The organism is Streptomyces sp. 840.1 (assembly GCF_003751445.1).
Taxonomy (GTDB): Bacteria; Actinomycetota; Actinomycetes; order Streptomycetales; family Streptomycetaceae; genus Streptomyces.
On sequence record NZ_RJUU01000003.1, the window covers coordinates 899,103 to 915,964 of the forward strand.

The 16,862-nt window shown below is 71.3% G+C and carries 10 protein-coding genes; 7 read left to right on the forward strand and 3 right to left on the reverse strand.

What is annotated here, in order from left to right; genetic code table 11:
- The first annotated feature begins 170 nt into the window (after nt 1-170).
- Nucleotides 171-698, forward strand: a complete 528-nt coding sequence (locus EDD93_RS36520; protein WP_123530797.1) for a DUF4232 domain-containing protein — start codon at nt 171-173, stop codon at nt 696-698.
- A gap of 72 nt (nt 699-770) precedes the next feature.
- On the opposite strand, the gene yicI is transcribed toward EDD93_RS36520, so the two are convergent.
- Nucleotides 771-3,047, reverse strand: a complete 2,277-nt coding sequence (gene yicI / locus EDD93_RS36525) for an alpha-xylosidase (protein WP_123530799.1) — start codon at nt 3,045-3,047, stop codon at nt 771-773.
- A 76-nt stretch (nt 3,048-3,123) separates the two neighbouring features.
- Nucleotides 3,124-6,039, reverse strand: a complete 2,916-nt coding sequence (locus tag EDD93_RS36530) for a glycoside hydrolase family 3 C-terminal domain-containing protein (RefSeq protein ID WP_123530801.1) — start codon at nt 6,037-6,039, stop codon at nt 3,124-3,126.
- A 540-nt stretch (nt 6,040-6,579) separates the two neighbouring features.
- Here EDD93_RS36530 and EDD93_RS36535 point away from each other — a divergent pair.
- The 6 genes from EDD93_RS36535 to EDD93_RS36560 all read left to right on the forward strand — a co-directional run bounded on the left by EDD93_RS36535 (nt 6,580) and on the right by EDD93_RS36560 (nt 15,433).
- The gene (locus EDD93_RS36535; protein ID WP_123530803.1) at nt 6,580-8,187 is read left to right on the forward strand and encodes an extracellular solute-binding protein; all 1,608 of its coding nucleotides are present in this window, start codon (nt 6,580-6,582) and stop codon (nt 8,185-8,187) included.
- Between the two features lie 92 nt (nt 8,188-8,279).
- Nucleotides 8,280-9,416: a sugar ABC transporter permease gene (locus EDD93_RS36540; RefSeq protein ID WP_123530805.1), complete on the forward strand. Its 1,137-nt coding sequence runs from the start codon at nt 8,280-8,282 to the stop codon at nt 9,414-9,416.
- Nucleotides 9,413-10,384, forward strand: a complete 972-nt coding sequence (locus EDD93_RS36545; RefSeq protein WP_123530807.1) for a carbohydrate ABC transporter permease — start codon at nt 9,413-9,415, stop codon at nt 10,382-10,384. The genes EDD93_RS36540 and EDD93_RS36545 overlap by 4 nt, the downstream gene beginning before the upstream one ends.
- A gap of 75 nt (nt 10,385-10,459) precedes the next feature.
- Complete coding sequence (locus tag EDD93_RS36550) at nt 10,460-12,436, forward strand: beta-galactosidase (protein ID WP_123530809.1); 1,977 nt, start codon at nt 10,460-10,462, stop codon at nt 12,434-12,436.
- On the forward strand, nt 12,433-14,685 hold the full coding sequence (locus EDD93_RS36555; RefSeq protein WP_123530810.1) for a glycosyl hydrolase family 95 catalytic domain-containing protein: 2,253 nt from the start codon (nt 12,433-12,435) through the stop codon (nt 14,683-14,685). Before EDD93_RS36550 ends, EDD93_RS36555 begins: the two co-directional genes overlap by 4 nt.
- 34 nt (nt 14,686-14,719) lie before the next feature.
- The gene (locus EDD93_RS36560) at nt 14,720-15,433 is read left to right on the forward strand and encodes a GH12 family glycosyl hydrolase domain-containing protein (protein WP_123530812.1); all 714 of its coding nucleotides are present in this window, start codon (nt 14,720-14,722) and stop codon (nt 15,431-15,433) included.
- Between the two features lie 66 nt (nt 15,434-15,499).
- Here EDD93_RS36560 and EDD93_RS36565 read toward each other — a convergent pair whose 3' ends face one another.
- Nucleotides 15,500-16,507, reverse strand: a complete 1,008-nt coding sequence (locus EDD93_RS36565) for a LacI family DNA-binding transcriptional regulator (RefSeq protein ID WP_123530814.1) — start codon at nt 16,505-16,507, stop codon at nt 15,500-15,502.
- Nucleotides 16,508-16,862: the final 355 nt, after the last annotated feature.

Sequence of the window (16,862 nt, forward strand, 5' to 3'; positions counted from 1 at the left end):
GGCCGCCTGCGACAGATACCCACGAGCCCTCCGTGACAGATATTGAACCGATATGTCCTATCTATCGCCAGGAGCGTGGCATACCGTCCAGAATGTTCTTGCCGGCCGTACCGGCCGCCGGGGCCCTCCGGCCACGACCGCAGGCTGTCGATCCAAGGGGAGAAACCATCATGCGTCTGTCCTCCACCCTCACCGCCGCGCTCACCGCGACGGCCGCCCTGGCCCTGACGGTCCCCGGCGCGGCCGCCGCCCAGGCCGCCGGAACGGCGGCCCGTCCCGGCGTCTGCCAGGAGCAGGCGCTCAAGGTGTCAGCCTCCTCCGGCGGGCAGCGCAACGTGGCCCGGATCGCCGTCACCAACCGGGGCGGGACCACCTGTGTGGTGGACCGGATCCCGACGGTCACCTTCCGGGGGCTGGACGGCTCGGCCGAGGCGGCGCCGCCGGCCACCAGCGCCCCCTACACGCTCTCGCCGGGCGAGCACGGGTACGCCGCCGTGCGCACGGCGGCCCCGGGCGCCTCGGAGGGCCATGTCGTGCGCACCCTGTCCGTGGCGGCGGACCCCTCGCACCACGGCGTCACGTTCGGCGCCGCGACGGTGGGCATGGGCCGGGGAATCCAGGTGTGGGAGCCGATCACGACCCTGTGGCACACCTCCCGCGCCTCTGCCGACCGGGCCCTGGCGGACGCGACCCGCTGAGGCCGAAGCGGTGCCGGGGCGGAGCCGGAGCACCGCCCGCCGCCCCGGAACGGCCGCCCCGGCGTCGGTCCCTCAGGCGATCCGTACCACCACCGTGCCCGCACCCTCCCCCGCGGCTCCTGTCTCCTCGTCGACCACGCGGAAGGGCCGGTCGCTGCCCTCGGCGGTGACGCGCAGGCCGGTCCCGTCCCTGACCGCCCGGAACGTCGCGGCGACCGCGCCCGTCAGGTCCGGCACCGTGACCAGGGTGCCGGCGGCGGCCGCCGGGCCGAAGGCGCGCAGGGTGAGTCCGTCCAGCCAGTCGGCGTCCGGGCGCTGGTCGTCGGCGCCCCAGGGGAGCACCGCGCCGGGCCGCACCAGGAGCGGCAGGCTGTCGAAGCCGTGGGTCTCGTGGCGCCAGGCCGGTCCGGTGACGCGCTCGCCGGTCAGCAGCGAGGTCCAGGTGCCCTCGGGGACGTAGTACTCGACCTGCCCGTCCTCGGTGAAGACCGGTGCGACCAGCAGGTCCGGTCCGAGCATGTACTGGCGGTCCAGCATCCGGGTCGTCGGGTCGTCGGGGAACTCCAGCAGCATGGGGCGCATCATCGGGACGCCCGTCCGGTGGGCGGTGGCGGCCGCCCCGTACAGGTACGGCATCAGCCGGTGCTTGAGGAGGGTGAACCTGCGGGTGACGTCCACCGCCTCCTCGCCGAACGCCCACGGCACCCGGTACGACACGTTGCCGTGCAGGCGGCTGTGCGAGGACATCAGGCCGAAGGCGAGCCAGCGCTTGAAGACCGCCGGGTCCGGGGTGCCCTCGAAGCCGCCGATGTCGTGGCTCCAGAAGCCGAAGCCGGACAGGCTCAGCGAGAGGCCGCCGCGCAGCGATTCGGCCATCGCCGTGAACGAGGCGAAGCAGTCGCCGCCCCAGTGCACCGGGAACTGCTGGCCGCCGGCCGTCGCGGAGCGGGCGAACAGCACCGCCTCGCCGTGTCCGCGCTCCTTCTCCAGGAGTTCGAAGACCGTGCGGTTGTAGATCTGTGCGTAGTAGTTGTGCATCCGCTCCGGGTCCGAGCCGTCGTGCCAGACCACGTCGGTGGGCACGCGCTCGCCGAAGTCCGTCTTGAAGCAGTCGACTCCCTGGTCGAGCAGGACGCGGAGTTTCCCGCTGTACCACTCGCGCGCCGCCGGGTCGGTGAAGTCGACCAGGGCCATGCCGGGCTGCCACAGGTCCCACTGCCAGATGTCGCCACCCGGCCGGCGCACCAGGAATCCGCGCTCCGCCGCCTCCGCGAACAGCGACGACTTCTGGGCGATGTACGGGTTGATCCACATGCTGATCCGCAGGCCGCGCTCCTTGAGCCGGGCCAGCATGCCCTCGGGGTCGGGGAAGACGTCCGGGTCCCACAGGAAGTCCGACCACTGGTACTCGCGCATCCAGAAGCAGTCGAAGTGGAAGACGGACAGCGGGATCCGGCGCTGCGCCATGCCGTCGACGAACGACGTCACGGTCTCCTCGTCGTAGGAGGTGCAGAACGACGTGGTGAGCCAGAGACCGAACGACCAGGCCGGTGGCAGCGCGGGGCGGCCGGTGAGTGCGGTGTAGCGGGCCAGCACCTCCTTGGGTGTCGGCCCGGCGATGACGTAGTACTCCAGTGACTGGTCCTGGACGCTGAACTGGACCTGTCCCACGGACTCCGAGCCGATCTCGAATGAGACCCGTCCGGGGTGGTTGACGAAGACGCCGTAGCCTCGGGACGAGAGGTAGAACGGGATGTTCTTGTAGGCCAGTTCGCTGCTGGTGCCGCCGTCGGCCTGCCAGATGTCGACGCTCTGACCGTTCTTCACGTACGGGGTGAAGCGCTCGCCGAGGCCGTAGACGTTCTCCCCGATGTCCAGGGCGAGCTGGGCGACCATGTGGTGGGTGCCGTCCGGTGCGGTGGCGAAGGCGGTGCCTTTGGCGTCGACACCGGTGAGCCGCCGGCCGCCGGCGTCGCGGAAGGTGAGGCCCCAGGGTCCGTCGCCGTCCATGCGCAGGGTGAGCGGTCCGCTGGTCAGTTCGGTGACCGCGCCCTCCCGCGTCGTCCGGGCGCCGGCGGCCGCCGGGTCGAGGCCGGGGAGGGCGAAGTCGGGTCCGCGGTGCACCGTCCCGGCGTGGTGGGTGGCGCGCACGCCGATGACGCCTTCGGCCGGGGAGAAGCATTCGACGGTGATCAGCGGGGTGTTGAGGGTGTCGCCGCGTTCGGCGACGTGCTTGACCGCGGCATGGGCGGTGAACCGGTCATCGCCGACGCTCAGGTCACGGATCTCGGTCGCGTAGCAGGCTCGTACGCCCTCACGCATGAGCCAGAAGCCGTCGGTGAACTTCATGCGGACTCCTTGCCGGGGGCAACTGGAACGGGAGGGGCTTGGTGGGGAGGAGCGGGCTTACGCGGTGCGGGCCGGTTCACTCGCCCTCCCCGGTGAAGGCGATCCGGGCCAGCCGTACGGTGCCGTCCAGGCTGACGCGCAGGTCGCGGATGCCCGAGGCGGCGATGGCGGCCCGCCGGCCGCGGTAGTCGTACGGTCCGCCGCCGGCCGTCACCGGGACGGTGACCGTGGTGCCGTCGATGGTGATCCGGACGGCTCCCCTGCCCGACGCCGACACCGTCACGCCCCGTGCTCCCGTGCCGAAGTCACAGCGGCGGTACAGCAGTTCGTTTCGGTCGGCGACCGGGGTCACGGCGTCCTCGTCCGCCTTCGTCCGGTCGACGATCGCGGTGCCCAGCTGTTCGTCGTAGTCGGCCGCTTCCAGACCCCGCGTCAGGACGGGCCGGGGCGGGCTCGGTTCGCCCTGGACGGTGACCACGGCGACGGCGCGGATGTCCGTGCTGGATGCTCCTGCCTGGAACTCGTACGCCCCGGGCTCGACGGTCCAGCGGCCGTGCGCCACGTCCCAGTGCCCGAGTTCGGTGACGGGCACGTCGAACTCGACGCGTTCGGCGGCGCCGGGTGCCAGGTGCAGCCTGCGGTGGCCGGCCAGTTGCCGCAGCGGCCGCAGGACCGAGGGGGCGACCGCCCGTACGTAGAGCTGGACGACCTCGTCGGCGGCGACGGGCCCGGTGTTGGTGACGGTCAGCGACACCCGTACGAGGTCGCCCGTGCGCCCGGCGGTCAGGGCACTGTAGGTGAACTCGCTGTACGAGAGGCCGTGGCCGAAGGGGTAGAGCGGTGCGCCCCGGTAGTAGAGGTAGGTCTGGCGGGAGCCGATGATGTCGTAGTCGAGCAGACCGGGCAGTTCCGCGTCGGAGGCGTACCAGGTCTGCGGGAGCCGGCCGGCCGGCGAGACGTCCCCGGCCAGGACCCGGGCGAGCGCCGTTCCGGCGGCCTGCCCGCCGTGGGCGGTCCACAGCAGCGCGGGCAGCGTGGCCGCCGCGTCGGTGAGGGCGTACGGGTAGGCGGAGGTGACGGCCAAGGCGGTGCGCGGGTTGGCGGCGTGGGCGGCGCGCCAGAGGCGTTCCTGATGGGCCGGCAGGTCGAGGGTGGTGCGGTCCTCGGTCTCGCGCCCGTTGATGTGGGCGTCGTTGCCGGCCACGACGATCACGGCGTCGGCCGAGGCGGCGGCGCGGGCCACGGCGTCCTCGCCGCGCTCGGTCACCTCGATCCCGAAGACGGTGCCGGACGGGCCGGGGCGTCCGGGAACTTCCCCGTCCTGCCCCCGGGCCCCTCCACCGGGGGCGGGAACTTCCCCGCCGGGAGCGGCAACCTTTACGCCGTCGGCGGCGACTGAGACATAGCCACCCGTTCCGACGTGCAGAAGCCGGTGACCGCCCGCATGCCCCTCCACCGCCTCCAGGCGGAACGTCTCCTGGACGATCCAGCCGCCGGGCTCGTCCGCGGACGCCCGCACATAGCCGTCATCGGCCACCGACAGATAGCGGCCCGCCGGTTCCCGCAGGGTGATCACACCGTTGCCCCAGTCCACGAGCGCCAGCTCGGCCGGGGTGTCGCCGCAGGTCAGCGCGGGCAGATCGGTGCGTCCCCGGACGAGGGCCGGGTCGAGGGCGCCCTGTGTTCCGCGCGGCGCGTCCTGCCCGGTGTCCGTCGCAGGCACCTGGAGCCAGCCGTCCTCGCACTTGAGCCGGACCAGGTCGGCGCCCTCCGCGAACACGACGTTCCCGGCGCCGAAGCGTTCCCGGATCCCGTCGAGCGGCGTGGAGCGGTGGATCAGTGTGCCGCTGTACCAGTCGAGCTTGCAGGCGTCCGCGAGCAGCCCGACGACCGCGACGGTCTTCCCGGCGGCGGGCTCCAGCGGCAGCAGCCCGTCGTTCTTCAGCAGGACGACGGCCTGCTCGGCGGCCTCCAGGGCGAGCGCCCGGTGTCCGGCCGTGTCGAAGTCGGCGGCCTGCGCGTAGGGATCGAGGTCCGGATCGAACTCGCCCAGCGAAAAGCGCAGTTCGAGCAGTCTGCGGACGGCCGTGTCGATGTCGCGCTCGTCGATCAGAGCGCGCTCCAGGGCCCCCCGGACGCGGCCGGTCATGACGGAGGAGTCCTGGCCGTGGTCGGTGAAGCTGTCGACACCCGCCCGCAGGGCGGCGGCCGTCGCCTCCTCGTGGGTGTCGAAGTAGTGCTCGGAGTCGACGAGGTTGGACGGCGCCCCCGCGTCGGAGCACACCACCAGGGAGCGCTCGCTCCAGGTGCGCAACTGCTGGGCCAGGAGCGGCGATACGTGGTTCGGGCGCCCGTTGACCAGGTTGTACGCGGGCATGACCCCGGCCACCGCCCCGGCCCGGACTGCGTCACGGAAGGCCTTGAGGTCGTACTCGTGCAGGACCCTCGGGCGGACCGAGGAGGACGAGGTGTCGCGGCCGGTCTCGTTGTTGTGGGCGAGCCAGTGCTTGAGGACGGGGGCGGTGCGCCAGTAGTGCGGGTGGTCGCCGCGCAGCCCCCGGGTGTAGGCGACCGCGATGGCGGAGGTGAGGCAGGCGTCCTCGGAGTACCCCTCCTCGTTCCGGCCCCACAGCGGGTGGCGCAGCAGATTCACCGTCGGGGCCCAGACGTTGAGGCCGACGCGCTCGTCCTCGGCCCGCTTGGCGCGGACCTCGTTGCCGACCGCTTCGCCGACCCGGCGCACCAGTTCGGCGTTCCAGGTGGCGCCGATCCCGACGGCCTGCGGGAAGACCGTCGCCGGCCCCATCCAGGCGACTCCGTGCAGGGCCTCCTGGCCGGTCCTGAAGGCACCGAGCCCGAGCCGGTCGACCGCCGGCGCGAACTGGTGCAGCATCGCGATCCGTTCGTCGCGCGTGAGCCGGTCGAGCAGGTCGTCGATGCGCTCGGCGAAGGGCAGCCGGGGGTCGCGGAAGGGCTGCGGTTGTTCCGTCACGTGCGGGTCCCCTTGGAGAGGTGGGAGGTTTTGACGCCAGGACCTCGTGCGAGCCTCCGAGAAACCTCAGAAGATCCTTCGAAGCGCTTCGATGCTCGGCGGCCAACCCCGCCCCTGTCAAGGCCTCGACCTCGACCTCCGTACCCGGATGCGCACGACGGCTCTCGTTGAGCCAGGAAACGGTTAGGAAACAGGTCGGAGGAATCTGGAAACGGACTCTTGTGCGGCCAGGACCCTTCACTTAACCTCGCTGCAACATCGAAGCGCTTCGACAAGACTTCGACCGAGCTCCGACGGGGCGCCCGGCGCCCCGGATTTCCTGGGACGGCGACTGCTTCTGCCGCCTCCCTGTTGAACCGCTTCACCTGCGGCCGGTCACGCCGGCCCAGTCAGCAACGCTCCACCTCAGACACAGGAACCGAACGGCGGTCGCCCGCCACGTGTCGTCCTGGTGCGCCTCGAAGGGTTGACGCAATGACGCCGAATTCCTCCCCCTCCCCCACGGCTCCGAGCCGGAGAAGCTTCCTCGCCACCGGCGCGGTGGCCGCTGTCGCCGTGGCCGGCGGGGTGCCGCTGCTGGCCGCGTGCGGGGGTTCCGGCTCCGGCGCCGGGACCAAGGAGGGAACGACAACGGGCAAGGCGCTCAGGAAGGTTGTGCCGTCGTACGCCCCGCTGAACCTGGTCGAGCCCGACGTCGCGAGCGTCAACGGTTCGAGCCCCGGCTTCACCAAACTCCCGGACCCGCTGGTCACCTCGGTGAAGTCGGTGCCGGGCAAGGGCTCGAAGTTCCGTGTCATGACCCCGTTGTGGGGCACCGTCCCGAAGAGGAACAACCCGTACTACACGGCGGTGAACAAGGCGGTCGGCGCCACACTGAACTTCGACCCGCAGGACGGCAACACCTACCAGGACAAGATCGGCGCGGTCCTCGCCGGCTCGGACATCCCCGATGTCATGACGATCCCCGGCTGGAACATGCAGGGACAGATCCGCAACGCGATCACCGCCAAGTTCGCCGACCTGAGCCCGTACCTGGCGGGCGACGCGGTCAAGAAGTACCCGAACCTGGCGAACATCCCGACGGGCGCCTGGCAGTACTCCGTCTTCGGCGGCAAGCTGCGCGGACTGCCCATGCCGACGCCGGTCATCGGCAACGCGATCTTCTACCGCAAGGACCTGACCGGCTCCGGCGCCGTGCCGGGGAGCGCGGACGACCTGCTGGCGTTCGGCAAGGAGTACACCGCTCCGAAGAAGAAGGTGTGGGCCTTCGACGACCTCTGGACCTGCATCCAGAAGATCTACGGCCTGCTGCCCGACGCGCCGCACTACTGGCAGCTGGAGAGCGGCAAGCTGGTCCACAAGATCGAGACGCAGGAGTACCGCGAGGCGCTCGCCTTCGCCCGCAAGCTCCACGACGGCGGCTACGTACACCCGGACGCCGAGGCCAACAAGGACGCCGACGCCAAGATCCGCTTCACCGGCGGACACGTGGTGATGTACAACGACGGCACCGGCGGCTGGAAGGGCATGGTCACCGAACAGGCCTCCGCGAACGCCACGTTCGACATGCAGGCACTGGACTTCTTCAGCCACGACGGCAGCAGGCCGGTGCTGTGGCAGGACGATCCGGCAGGGATCTTCACCTTCCTCAGCAAGAAGCTCTCCAAGGCCCGGATCGAGGAGTTCCTCGCGATAGCCGACTACGCGGCCGCGCCGTTCGGCACCAAGGAGTTCATGCTCACCAACTACGGCGTCGAGGGCACCCACTACACACTCAAGGACGGCGCCCCGACCTACACCCCGCAGGGTGTCGAGGAGGCCCAGCCGTCCACCTTCCTCTTCCTCGCCTCGCCCCCGACCTCCATCGCCTACCCGGACCAGCCGCAGCTCGCGAAGGACTACGCGGCCTGGATGGCGCGCCAGGCACCGAACGTCAGGAAGCCGCTCTTCTTCGGCATGCAGATCGTCGAGCCGCAGCGCTACGCCTCCCTGTACACGCCCTTCGACGACCTGCAGAAGGACATCAGGCGCGGCCGCAAGAAGGTCAGCGACATCGACGACGCGGTGAACACCTGGAAGAAGAGCGGCGGCGAGAAGCTGCGCGCCTGGTACCAGGACATTCTCGACAAGAACGGCTCCGGCAACTGAGGCGCGGGACGCGCACCGGTGCGCGGTGAGAGGGCCGCCGGGCGCGGAAAGCCCGGCGGCCGGGGCCAGGAGCACGACATGGGGAGCACAGGGTGAAGCCACGGGCCACGGTTACGGCCGACCCGGGCCGCACCGCCGACGGGGCGAGTGCCCCGGCCGGCGGGAGCGGTGACGGTGACGGCAAGCACGCAAGCGCCGGGCGGACAGGCAGGTCCCGGGCGACCGGCGCCCGCCGCAACCGCACGGCGAAGAACCGGCGGGCGGAGAACGGGACGAGGAGGAGCGGACCGGCGGGCCCCGGGCCGCGGGCGGGCGGCATCACCTGGCGCCAGCGGCTGCGGCGCGACCGCACCCTGGTGCTGATGACGCTGCCGGCCATCGCCCTGCTGCTGATCTTCAACTACATCCCGCTGCTCGGGAACATCGTGGCCTTCCAGGACTACGACGTCTACGACCTCGGCATCACCGGCAGCCCCTTCGTCGGCTTCGACAACTTCACCCGGATCTTCGAGGACTACCGCTTCTGGGAAGTCCTCATCAACACCCTGGTCATCTTCGTCACCCAGCTCGTCCTCTTCTTCCCCATCCCGATCGCGATCGCGCTGCTGCTCAACACGATCATGAGCGCCCGGGTGCGGGCCTGGGTCCAGGCGGTCGTCTACCTCCCGCACTTCTTCTCCTGGGTACTGGTCGTCACCGTCTTCCAGCAGATGTTCGGCGGCGCCGGACTGGTCGCCCAGTGGCTGCGCGACCACGGTCACGAGGGCTTCGACCTGATGACCGACCCCGGCTTCTTCAAGTTCCTGGTCTCCGCCCAGGCGGTGTGGAAGGACGCCGGCTGGGGCGTGATCGTCTTCCTCGCCGCGCTCGCCGCCGTCAACACCGATCTGTACGAGGCCGCCGCCGTCGACGGGGCGGGCCGCTGGCGCCGCATGTGGCACGTGACGCTGCCGGCGCTGCGCCCGGTCATCGCACTGCTGCTCGTCCTGCGGGTGGGCAGCGCGCTCAATCTCGACTTCGAGCAGATCCTGCTCCAGCGCGACCAGGTCGGCGCCGGGGCCTCGGAAATCCTGGACACCTACATCTGGTGGACGGGCATCAAGACCGGTGACTTCGGCTACGCGGCCGCCGCCGGAATCTTCAAGGGGCTGTTCAGCGTCGCCATGGTGCTGGGCGCCAACAAGGTCGCCCACATGCTGGGTGAGCAGGGGGTGTACTCCAAGAAATGACAACTCTCCTGGAACACGAGAAGGGCCGGGCGCAGGCCGCGCCCCGCACGGAGACCCCGCTCCAGCGAGCCCTGCGCACGGAGCCCCGGCCGGTGTGGGAGGAGGAGCCCACCAAGGCGGGGCTCGCCTTCAAGGGATTCGGTCTCGTCGCGATCTGCGCCGTCGTGATCATCCCGATCTGGGTGGTGCTCGTCACCAGCCTCTCCGACACCAGGACCATCAACGAGGCGGGCGGCCTCGTCGTCTGGCCGAGGCACATCACCTTCGTCGCCTACAAGGAGCTGCTCAGCGGGGGCGCGGTGACCCGCGCGGCCGCCGTGAGCGTGGGCCTCACCGTCGTCGGCACCGCGGTCAGCATGGTCGTCTCGGTCCTGTGCGCCTACGGGCTGAGCCGCCGCGACTCCTACGCGCACCGACCGCTGCTGATGACCCTGATGGCCACGATGTTCTTCGGCGCCGGTCTCATCCCGACGTATCTGCTGGTCACGGGCATCGGGCTGAGCGACAGCTACTGGTCGATGATCCTGCCCAGCGCGATCAGCGTCTTCAACGTGCTGGTCCTGCGCGGCTTCTTCATGGACACGGCGCCCGAGCTCATCGACGCGGCCCGGATCGACGGCGCCGGCGAGTGGCGCATCCTGCTCCAGATCATCATGCCGCTGTCGCGCGCGGTGATCGCGGTGATCTCGCTGTTCTACGCGGTCGGCTACTGGAGCCAGTGGTTCAACGCGATGCTCTACATCCAGGACAGCGACAAGTACCCGCTGCAGATGATCCTGCGTCAGCTCGTCCTCCAGCACCAGGTGCCCCCTGGGGCCATGGGCGCGGCGGTCAGCAGCGGAGCGATCAACAGCCTCGCCGTGCAGATGGCGGTCATGATCCTCGCGCTGATCCCGGTCGCGGTGCTGTCGCCGTTCGTCCAGAAGCACTTCCAGAAGGGCATGCTCACGGGCGCCGTGAAGGGCTGACCTCCGGCCGTGCCGTCCCCCGTACGCCGGGTTCGCAGCAGAAGACCCGAACGAGCAGAAGGAACGAGAGACGCCATGCCGTCCCTGCGTGACGCGGCCCGCGGCCGCATCCTCTTCGGAGGCGACTACAACCCCGAGCAGTGGCCCGAGGAGGTGTGGGAGGACGACGCCCGGCTGATGAAGGAGGCCGGCGTCAACTCCGTCACCCTCGGCGTCTTCTCCTGGGCGAAGATCGAACCACGCCCCGGCGCTCGGGAGTTCGGCTGGCTGGACCGGCTGATGGATCTGATGCACGCACACGGCATCGGCGTCGTGCTCGCCACCCCGACCGCCTCCCCGCCGCCGTGGATGGGGGCGCGGCACCCCGAGACCCTGCCGCGCTCGGAGGACGGTTCGATCGTCTGGTACGGGTCGCGTCAGCAGTTCTGCGCGAGCTCCCCCGTCTACCGGCGCTACGCCGCGGCCCTCACCGAGGACCTCGCGGCTCGGTACGCGGACCACCCGGCGCTCACCGTCTGGCACATCAACAACGAGTACTGCACGCACTGCTGGTGCGACGGGACCGCGGCCCACTTCCGCCGCTGGCTGCGCGGCCGGTACGACACGCTCGACGCGCTCAACGAGGCCTGGGGCACCGCGTTCTGGAGCCAGCGCTACGACGCGTGGACGGAGATCCTGCCACCGCGCACGGCGCAGTACATGAAGAACCCGGCGCAGGTGCTGGACTTCAGACGGTTCACCTCCGACGCGCTGCTGGAGTGTTACACCGCCGAGCGCGACATCGTCGCCCGGCACACCCCGCAGATCCCGGTGACGACCAATTTCATGCCGCTGTGGTCGGGACAGGACGCCTGGGCCTGGTCGGCCCAGGAGGACGTCGTATCCGTCGACATCTACCCGGACCCCCGGGACCCGCTGGGCGGCCAGTACAACGCGATGATCGCCGACATGACGCGCTCACAGGCCGCCGGTCCGTGGATGCTCATGGAGCAGGCCGCGGGGCCGGTCAACTGGCGCGGGGTCAACCACCCCAAGCCCGAGGGCCTGAACCGGCTCTGGTCGCTCCAGGCGGTGGCGCGCGGCGCTGACGCCGTCTGTTACTTCCAGTGGCGCCAGTCCCGGCAGGGCTCGGAGAAGTTCCACTCCGGCATGCTCACCCACGCCGGCGAACAGGGCCGCACCTTCCGGGAGATCAAGCGCCTGGGGGCCGAACTGGCTCTGCTCGGTCCGGCCGTCAGTGGCAGCGGTGTCGCCGCCGAGGTGGCGGTCCTGCACGACTGGGACTCCTGGTGGGCGGGCGAGCAGGAGGGCAGGCCGTCCTCGCTGGTGGACTACACCGAGATCGTACGGAGCTGGCACCGAGCCCTGTGGGAGGGCGGGTTCGCCACCGAGTTCGCCCGGCCCGAGGCCGATCTGAGCCAGTTCAAGGTCGTGGCCGTGCCGCACCTGTACCTGCTCACGGACGCCGCGATCGACAACCTCGTGGCGTACGTCCGCGGCGGCGGGCGGCTGGTCTGCGGGTTCTTCAGCGGGGTCGCGGACGTGGACGACCGGATCAGGCCGGGCGGCATGGACGCACGGCTGCGTGCGCTCTTCGGCATCAGGACCCTGCACGAGTGGTGGCCGCTCGACGCGGGCGCGGCCGTGGAGTGCGACGGCTTCCGGGGCGGGCTCTGGTCCGAGGAGCTGGAGGCGGAGCCGGACACCGAGGTGGTGGCCGCCTACCGCGACGGCGAGCTGGCCGGGCTGCCCGCGGTGCTGCGCCGGGGCCGGGCCTGGTACGTGTCGACCCTGCCCGGCCCGGAGGCGCTGCGGGCACTGCTGGACGGGGTGGCACGGGAGGCCGGCGCGGAGCCGGTGCTGGCGGGGCTGCCCCCCGGGGTGGAGGCGGTCCGCCGCGGCGAGCTGCTCTTCCTGCTGAACCACGGGCGGGGCACGGTCGCCGTGAACGTGCCCGGCGACCTGGCGGACCTGCTGACCGGCCGGGCGGTGCGGGGGACGGTGGAGCTGGGCCGCCACGGTGTGGCCGTGCTGAGGAGCGCCGCGCCGTGACCGGCCGCGCACACATCGACGGCACCTGGGAGCCGCGCCCAGCCGCCCGCTGGGAGGACGCCTTCCTCGGCGGCAACGGCCGGCACGGCGCCATGGTCCACGGGGACCCGGCCGACGACCGGGTCGTCGTCAACCACCACACGCTGGTGCGGCCCAACGGCAGCGAGCGCACCCGCCCGCCCGAGCTCGCGGACCGGCTGGAGCGGCTGCGGGACGCCCTGCTGGCCGGGGACACCGGGGCGGGTGAGGGGTTCGGGGACGGGCGTCCGCTGGTCTGGGTCCAGCCCTTCCACCCGGCGTTCCAGACCCGCATCCGTCCCGCCCCGGCCCCCGTCTCCGCCCCGGGAGAGCCTGTGTCCCCGTCCGGCTACCGGCGGTCGGTCGACTTCGCCACGGGTGAGATCACGGCCGTCTGCGAGGGCCGGCGCAGCGAGGTCTTCGTCTCCCGCGCGGACGACGTGATCGTGCAGCGCGTGACCGGCCCGGGGCGCGCGGTGGACCTGACCCTGGACCACGCCCTGCCCGGCGCCCCGGCCCGGCTCGCGATCGGGCGCGGCACCGCGCTGTTCCCCGGCGGCGGCCGGCTGGCGCTGCGGGTGGGCTACCCGGACAGCGAGGCGGCGTACACCGGGGTGAGCGTCGTCCGGGCGGACGGCGGGAAGGTGTCGGTGTCCGGTGAGGGCATCCGCGTCGAGGGGGCCCGGTCCCTGCTCGTGCTCACCCGGGTGCGGCGCCATGCGGGCGGCCTCGACCTCGCGGCGGAGTACGCGGCGCTGCCGGACGGCGACTACCAGGCGCTGCTCGGCCGGCACCTCGCGCTGCACCGCCCGGCCTTCGAGCGGGCCGCCCTGACCCTGGACGCGGACCCGGCGGAGCGGGCGCTTCCCGGGAGCGAGCTGACCCGTCTGCCGAACAGCCCGGCGCTCCTGGAGCGGCTGTTCGCGGCCGGGCGCTACCACTTGCTCTCGTCCTCCGGTGTGCTGCCGCCCCGGCTGACGGGGCTGTGGACGGGCGACTGGGACACCGCCTGGTCGGGGGCGTTCACCACGAACGCCAACCTCAACCTCCAGATCGCCTCGGCGGCGGCCGCCGCGCTGCCGGAGGTGTCCCTGGCGCATGCCGCCCTGGTGTACGGGCAGCTCGATGACTGGCGGGACAACGCACGGGCGGTCTTCGGGGCGCGCGGGATCGTCGCCCCGTCCCACACGGACGGCGAGTCCGGCCACACCCGCCACTTCCAGCGTGCGTACCCGCTGCATCTGTGGACGGCCGGTGCGGACTGGCTCCTGGCACCGCTGCTCGAACACGCCGAGACCAGCGGGGTGCCGGACCCCCGGCTGGACGAGGCCCTGCACGAGGCGGCCCTGTTCTACGAGGACTTCCTGACCCGGACCGCCCCGGACGGGACCGTCGCCCTGGTGCCCTCGTACTCTCCGGAGAACCGGCCCGCCAACGCGAGCTGGGTGACGGTGAACGCGACGATGGACCTCGCGGCCGCCCGTCATGCGCTGACCGCGCCGGCCGACCGCTCCCCCGCCCACCCGGCGTCCGCCCGCCGACGCGACCTGGCGGCGCGGCTGCCGGAGTTCGCCGTCAACGCGGACGGCGCGCTCGCCGAATGGGCGTGGCCGGGGCTGGAGGAGAACTACGACCACCGCCACCTCAGCCACCTCTACCCGGTGTGGCCGCTGGACGCGGTCAACCCGTACGACACCCCGGAGCTGGCGGCCGCCGCGCATCGAGCGCTGGAGCTGCGGGGCTCGGAGAACGACTCCGCCCACGGACATCTGCACCACGCGCTGGTCGCCGCGCGGCTGCGGGACGGGGCGCGGGCCTCCGCCGCGCTGAACGCCGTGCTCTCGGGCGACTTCTTCCACGACTCCCTGATGAGCGCGCACTATCCGGGGCGCGACGTCTACAACGCGGACGCCGCCCACGCGCTGCCCGCCGCGGTGATCGAGTCGCTCGTCCAGTCGACGCCCCACCGGCTGGTCCTGCTGCCCGCGCCGCTCACCGGCTGCCCGAGCGGTGAACTGCGGGGCATACGTACCAGGTTCGGCGCGGTCCTGAACCTTCGCTGGTCCGCCGACGGGACCGCGACCGCGGTGCTGCGCCCCACACGCGCCGCCCGTGTCGATGTCCGCACGGGAAGCCGCAGCGCGTTCACCGATTCCTCCGCCGGACTCGCCTCGGCTCCCCTGGAGCTGACGGCCGGCGTGGACCGCGTCCTCCGTCTGGGGCCGCGGTAGCACTCCCCCACATCCCCCCATGGAAGGGACAACCATGGCAACACGCACCCGCACGCTCAGCAGGTTCGTCACGGTCCCGGCGACGGCAGCGGCGGCTCTGCTCGCCTTCGCAGCCGCCCCCGCCCAGGCCGCCATCTGGTCCTCGTCGGACCAGTGGGGCAACTACACGACCGACGACGGATACACCCTGTACAACAACATCTGGGGTTCCGGAGCGGGTTCGCAGTCCATCTGGGCCGACTCGTCCTCGAAGTGGGGCGTCTCGGCCGATCACCCGAACACCGGCGGCATCAAGTCGTACCCGAACGCCAAGAAGGTCGTCGGAAAGTCGATCACCTCGCTGTCGTCGCTCACCAGCGACTACAACGTCACCGTCCCGTCGTCCGGTGCGTACAACACCTCGTACGACATCTGGGACACCGACTACGACTACGAGGTCATGCTCTGGGTCAACTACAACGGCGCCGTCGGTCCGCTCGGCACCTCGCAGGGAACGGTGACGCTCGGCGGCCACTCCTGGACCGTGTACAAGGGCGACAACGGAGCGAACCAGGTCTTCTCGTTCCTGCGCACCTCGGACTCCACAGCGGGTTCGGTGAACATCCTGCCCATCCTGAAGTGGATCAAGGACACCAAGGGCTGGTGGGGTGACGAGACCATCGGTGACGTCCAGTTCGGCTACGAGATCACCTCGTCCGCCGGCGGCCTGGACTTCACCACCAACGGCTTCGGCGTCTCGGCGAGCTGAACCGCGCACACCGGGAGCCGGTCCCCCTCGCGGGGGCCGGCTCGTGCGCGCAGGCGTCGTGCGGCGTCACCTCGGTGCGGGTCCCGTGCTCTCCCGTACCGTCAGCTCCGGCGCCAGCAGCTCCGTTTCGTCGGCGCCCCGGCCGGAGAGCTTGGCGACGACCTGTTCGACGGAGCGGCGCCCCATCTCCTGCGCGGGGATGGCCACCGAGGTCAGCCGCACCGATGCCTGGGCGGCTACCTGCTCGGGGCAGATCGCGACCACGGACACGTCCTCGGGCACCGCCCGGCCCTGCTGCCGCAGGAGGTTGAGCAGCGGCTCGACCGCCGACTCGTTCTGCACGATGAAGCCCGTGGTGCCGGGGCGCTCGTCGAATATCCGCGACAGGGTCTGGGCCATCGCCGGATAACCGCCCTCGCAGGGCCGGTGCAGAACCCGAACCCCGGCCTCGCGCGCCTTGGCCCGCACCCCGTCGACGGTGCGTTCGGCGAATCCGGTGTGCCGCTCGTACACCGCCGCCGCCTCACCGATCACCGCGATCTCACGGTGCCCGAGGCCGGCCAGGTGCTCCACACAGAGCGCCCCGGTCGCCTCGAAGTCGAGGTCCACGCAGGTGAGCCCCTCGGTGTCGGCGGGCAGCCCGATGAGCACGGCGGCGCGGTCGGTCTCGCGCAGCAGCGGCAGCCGTTCGTCGTGCAGTTCGACGTCCATCAGGATCATGGCGTCGGCGAGCGAGCTGCCGGCGATCCGGCGTACCGCGGCGGGACCCTCCTCACCGGTCAGCAGCAGGACGTCGTAGCCGTGGGTGCGGGCCGTCGTCGCGACGGCGATGGCGATCTCCATCATCACGGGGACGTACATGTCGGTGCGCAGCGGCACCATGAGCGCGATGATGTTCGACCGGCTGCTGGCGAGCGCCCGCGCACCCGCGTTGGGGTGGTAGCCGAGCTCCTTGATGGACAGCTCGACCCGCTCGCGGGTGGGGGCCGAGATGGACCGCTTCCCGCTGAGGACGTAGCTCACCGTGCTGGCGGAGACTCCGGCGTGCTGCGCGACCTCGGCAAGGGTGACCATTCAGCTCTCCATCACAGAACGACGTCGGACACCGGCACGCATACCGGCCTGCACCGGCAGCCACAACCGAGACGAAGCGCTTCGACTTCCTTCTGCTGCCTCTGACGTGCACGGACAGTGCGACCCTAGACCCGCACACACAGCGTGTCCATAGCCCCGTCGAAGCGCTTCGACTCACTGTCCAGCCGCCGCCGCCCGACGTGGCGGCCGCCCGTACCTGTCGCAACGATATGCCCGAGGCGCTCGGTTCTGCCGGGACAGCAGTTCCGCCTCCGAGCACTCCGAAGCGGATCTTCATGGCCTCGGGGGTACGCGCGCGGCTCCGGCCGTCCGGACGGCCACCGGCTCCGTCCCC

What these genes read in the sequence shown, in the direction of transcription:
- EDD93_RS36520 (WP_123530797.1), top strand. Translation starts at nt 171, where the DNA reads ATGCGTCTGTCCTCCACCCTCACCGCCGCGCTCACCGCGACGGCCGCC.
- yicI (WP_123530799.1), bottom strand. Translation starts at nt 3,047, where the DNA reads ATGAAGTTCACCGACGGCTTCTGGCTCATGCGTGAGGGCGTACGAGCC.
- EDD93_RS36545 (WP_123530807.1), top strand. Translation starts at nt 9,413, where the DNA reads ATGACAACTCTCCTGGAACACGAGAAGGGCCGGGCGCAGGCCGCGCCC.
- EDD93_RS36550 (WP_123530809.1), top strand. Translation starts at nt 10,460, where the DNA reads ATGCCGTCCCTGCGTGACGCGGCCCGCGGCCGCATCCTCTTCGGAGGC.
- EDD93_RS36560 (WP_123530812.1), top strand. Translation starts at nt 14,720, where the DNA reads ATGGCAACACGCACCCGCACGCTCAGCAGGTTCGTCACGGTCCCGGCG.
- EDD93_RS36565 (WP_123530814.1), bottom strand. Translation starts at nt 16,507, where the DNA reads ATGGTCACCCTTGCCGAGGTCGCGCAGCACGCCGGAGTCTCCGCCAGC.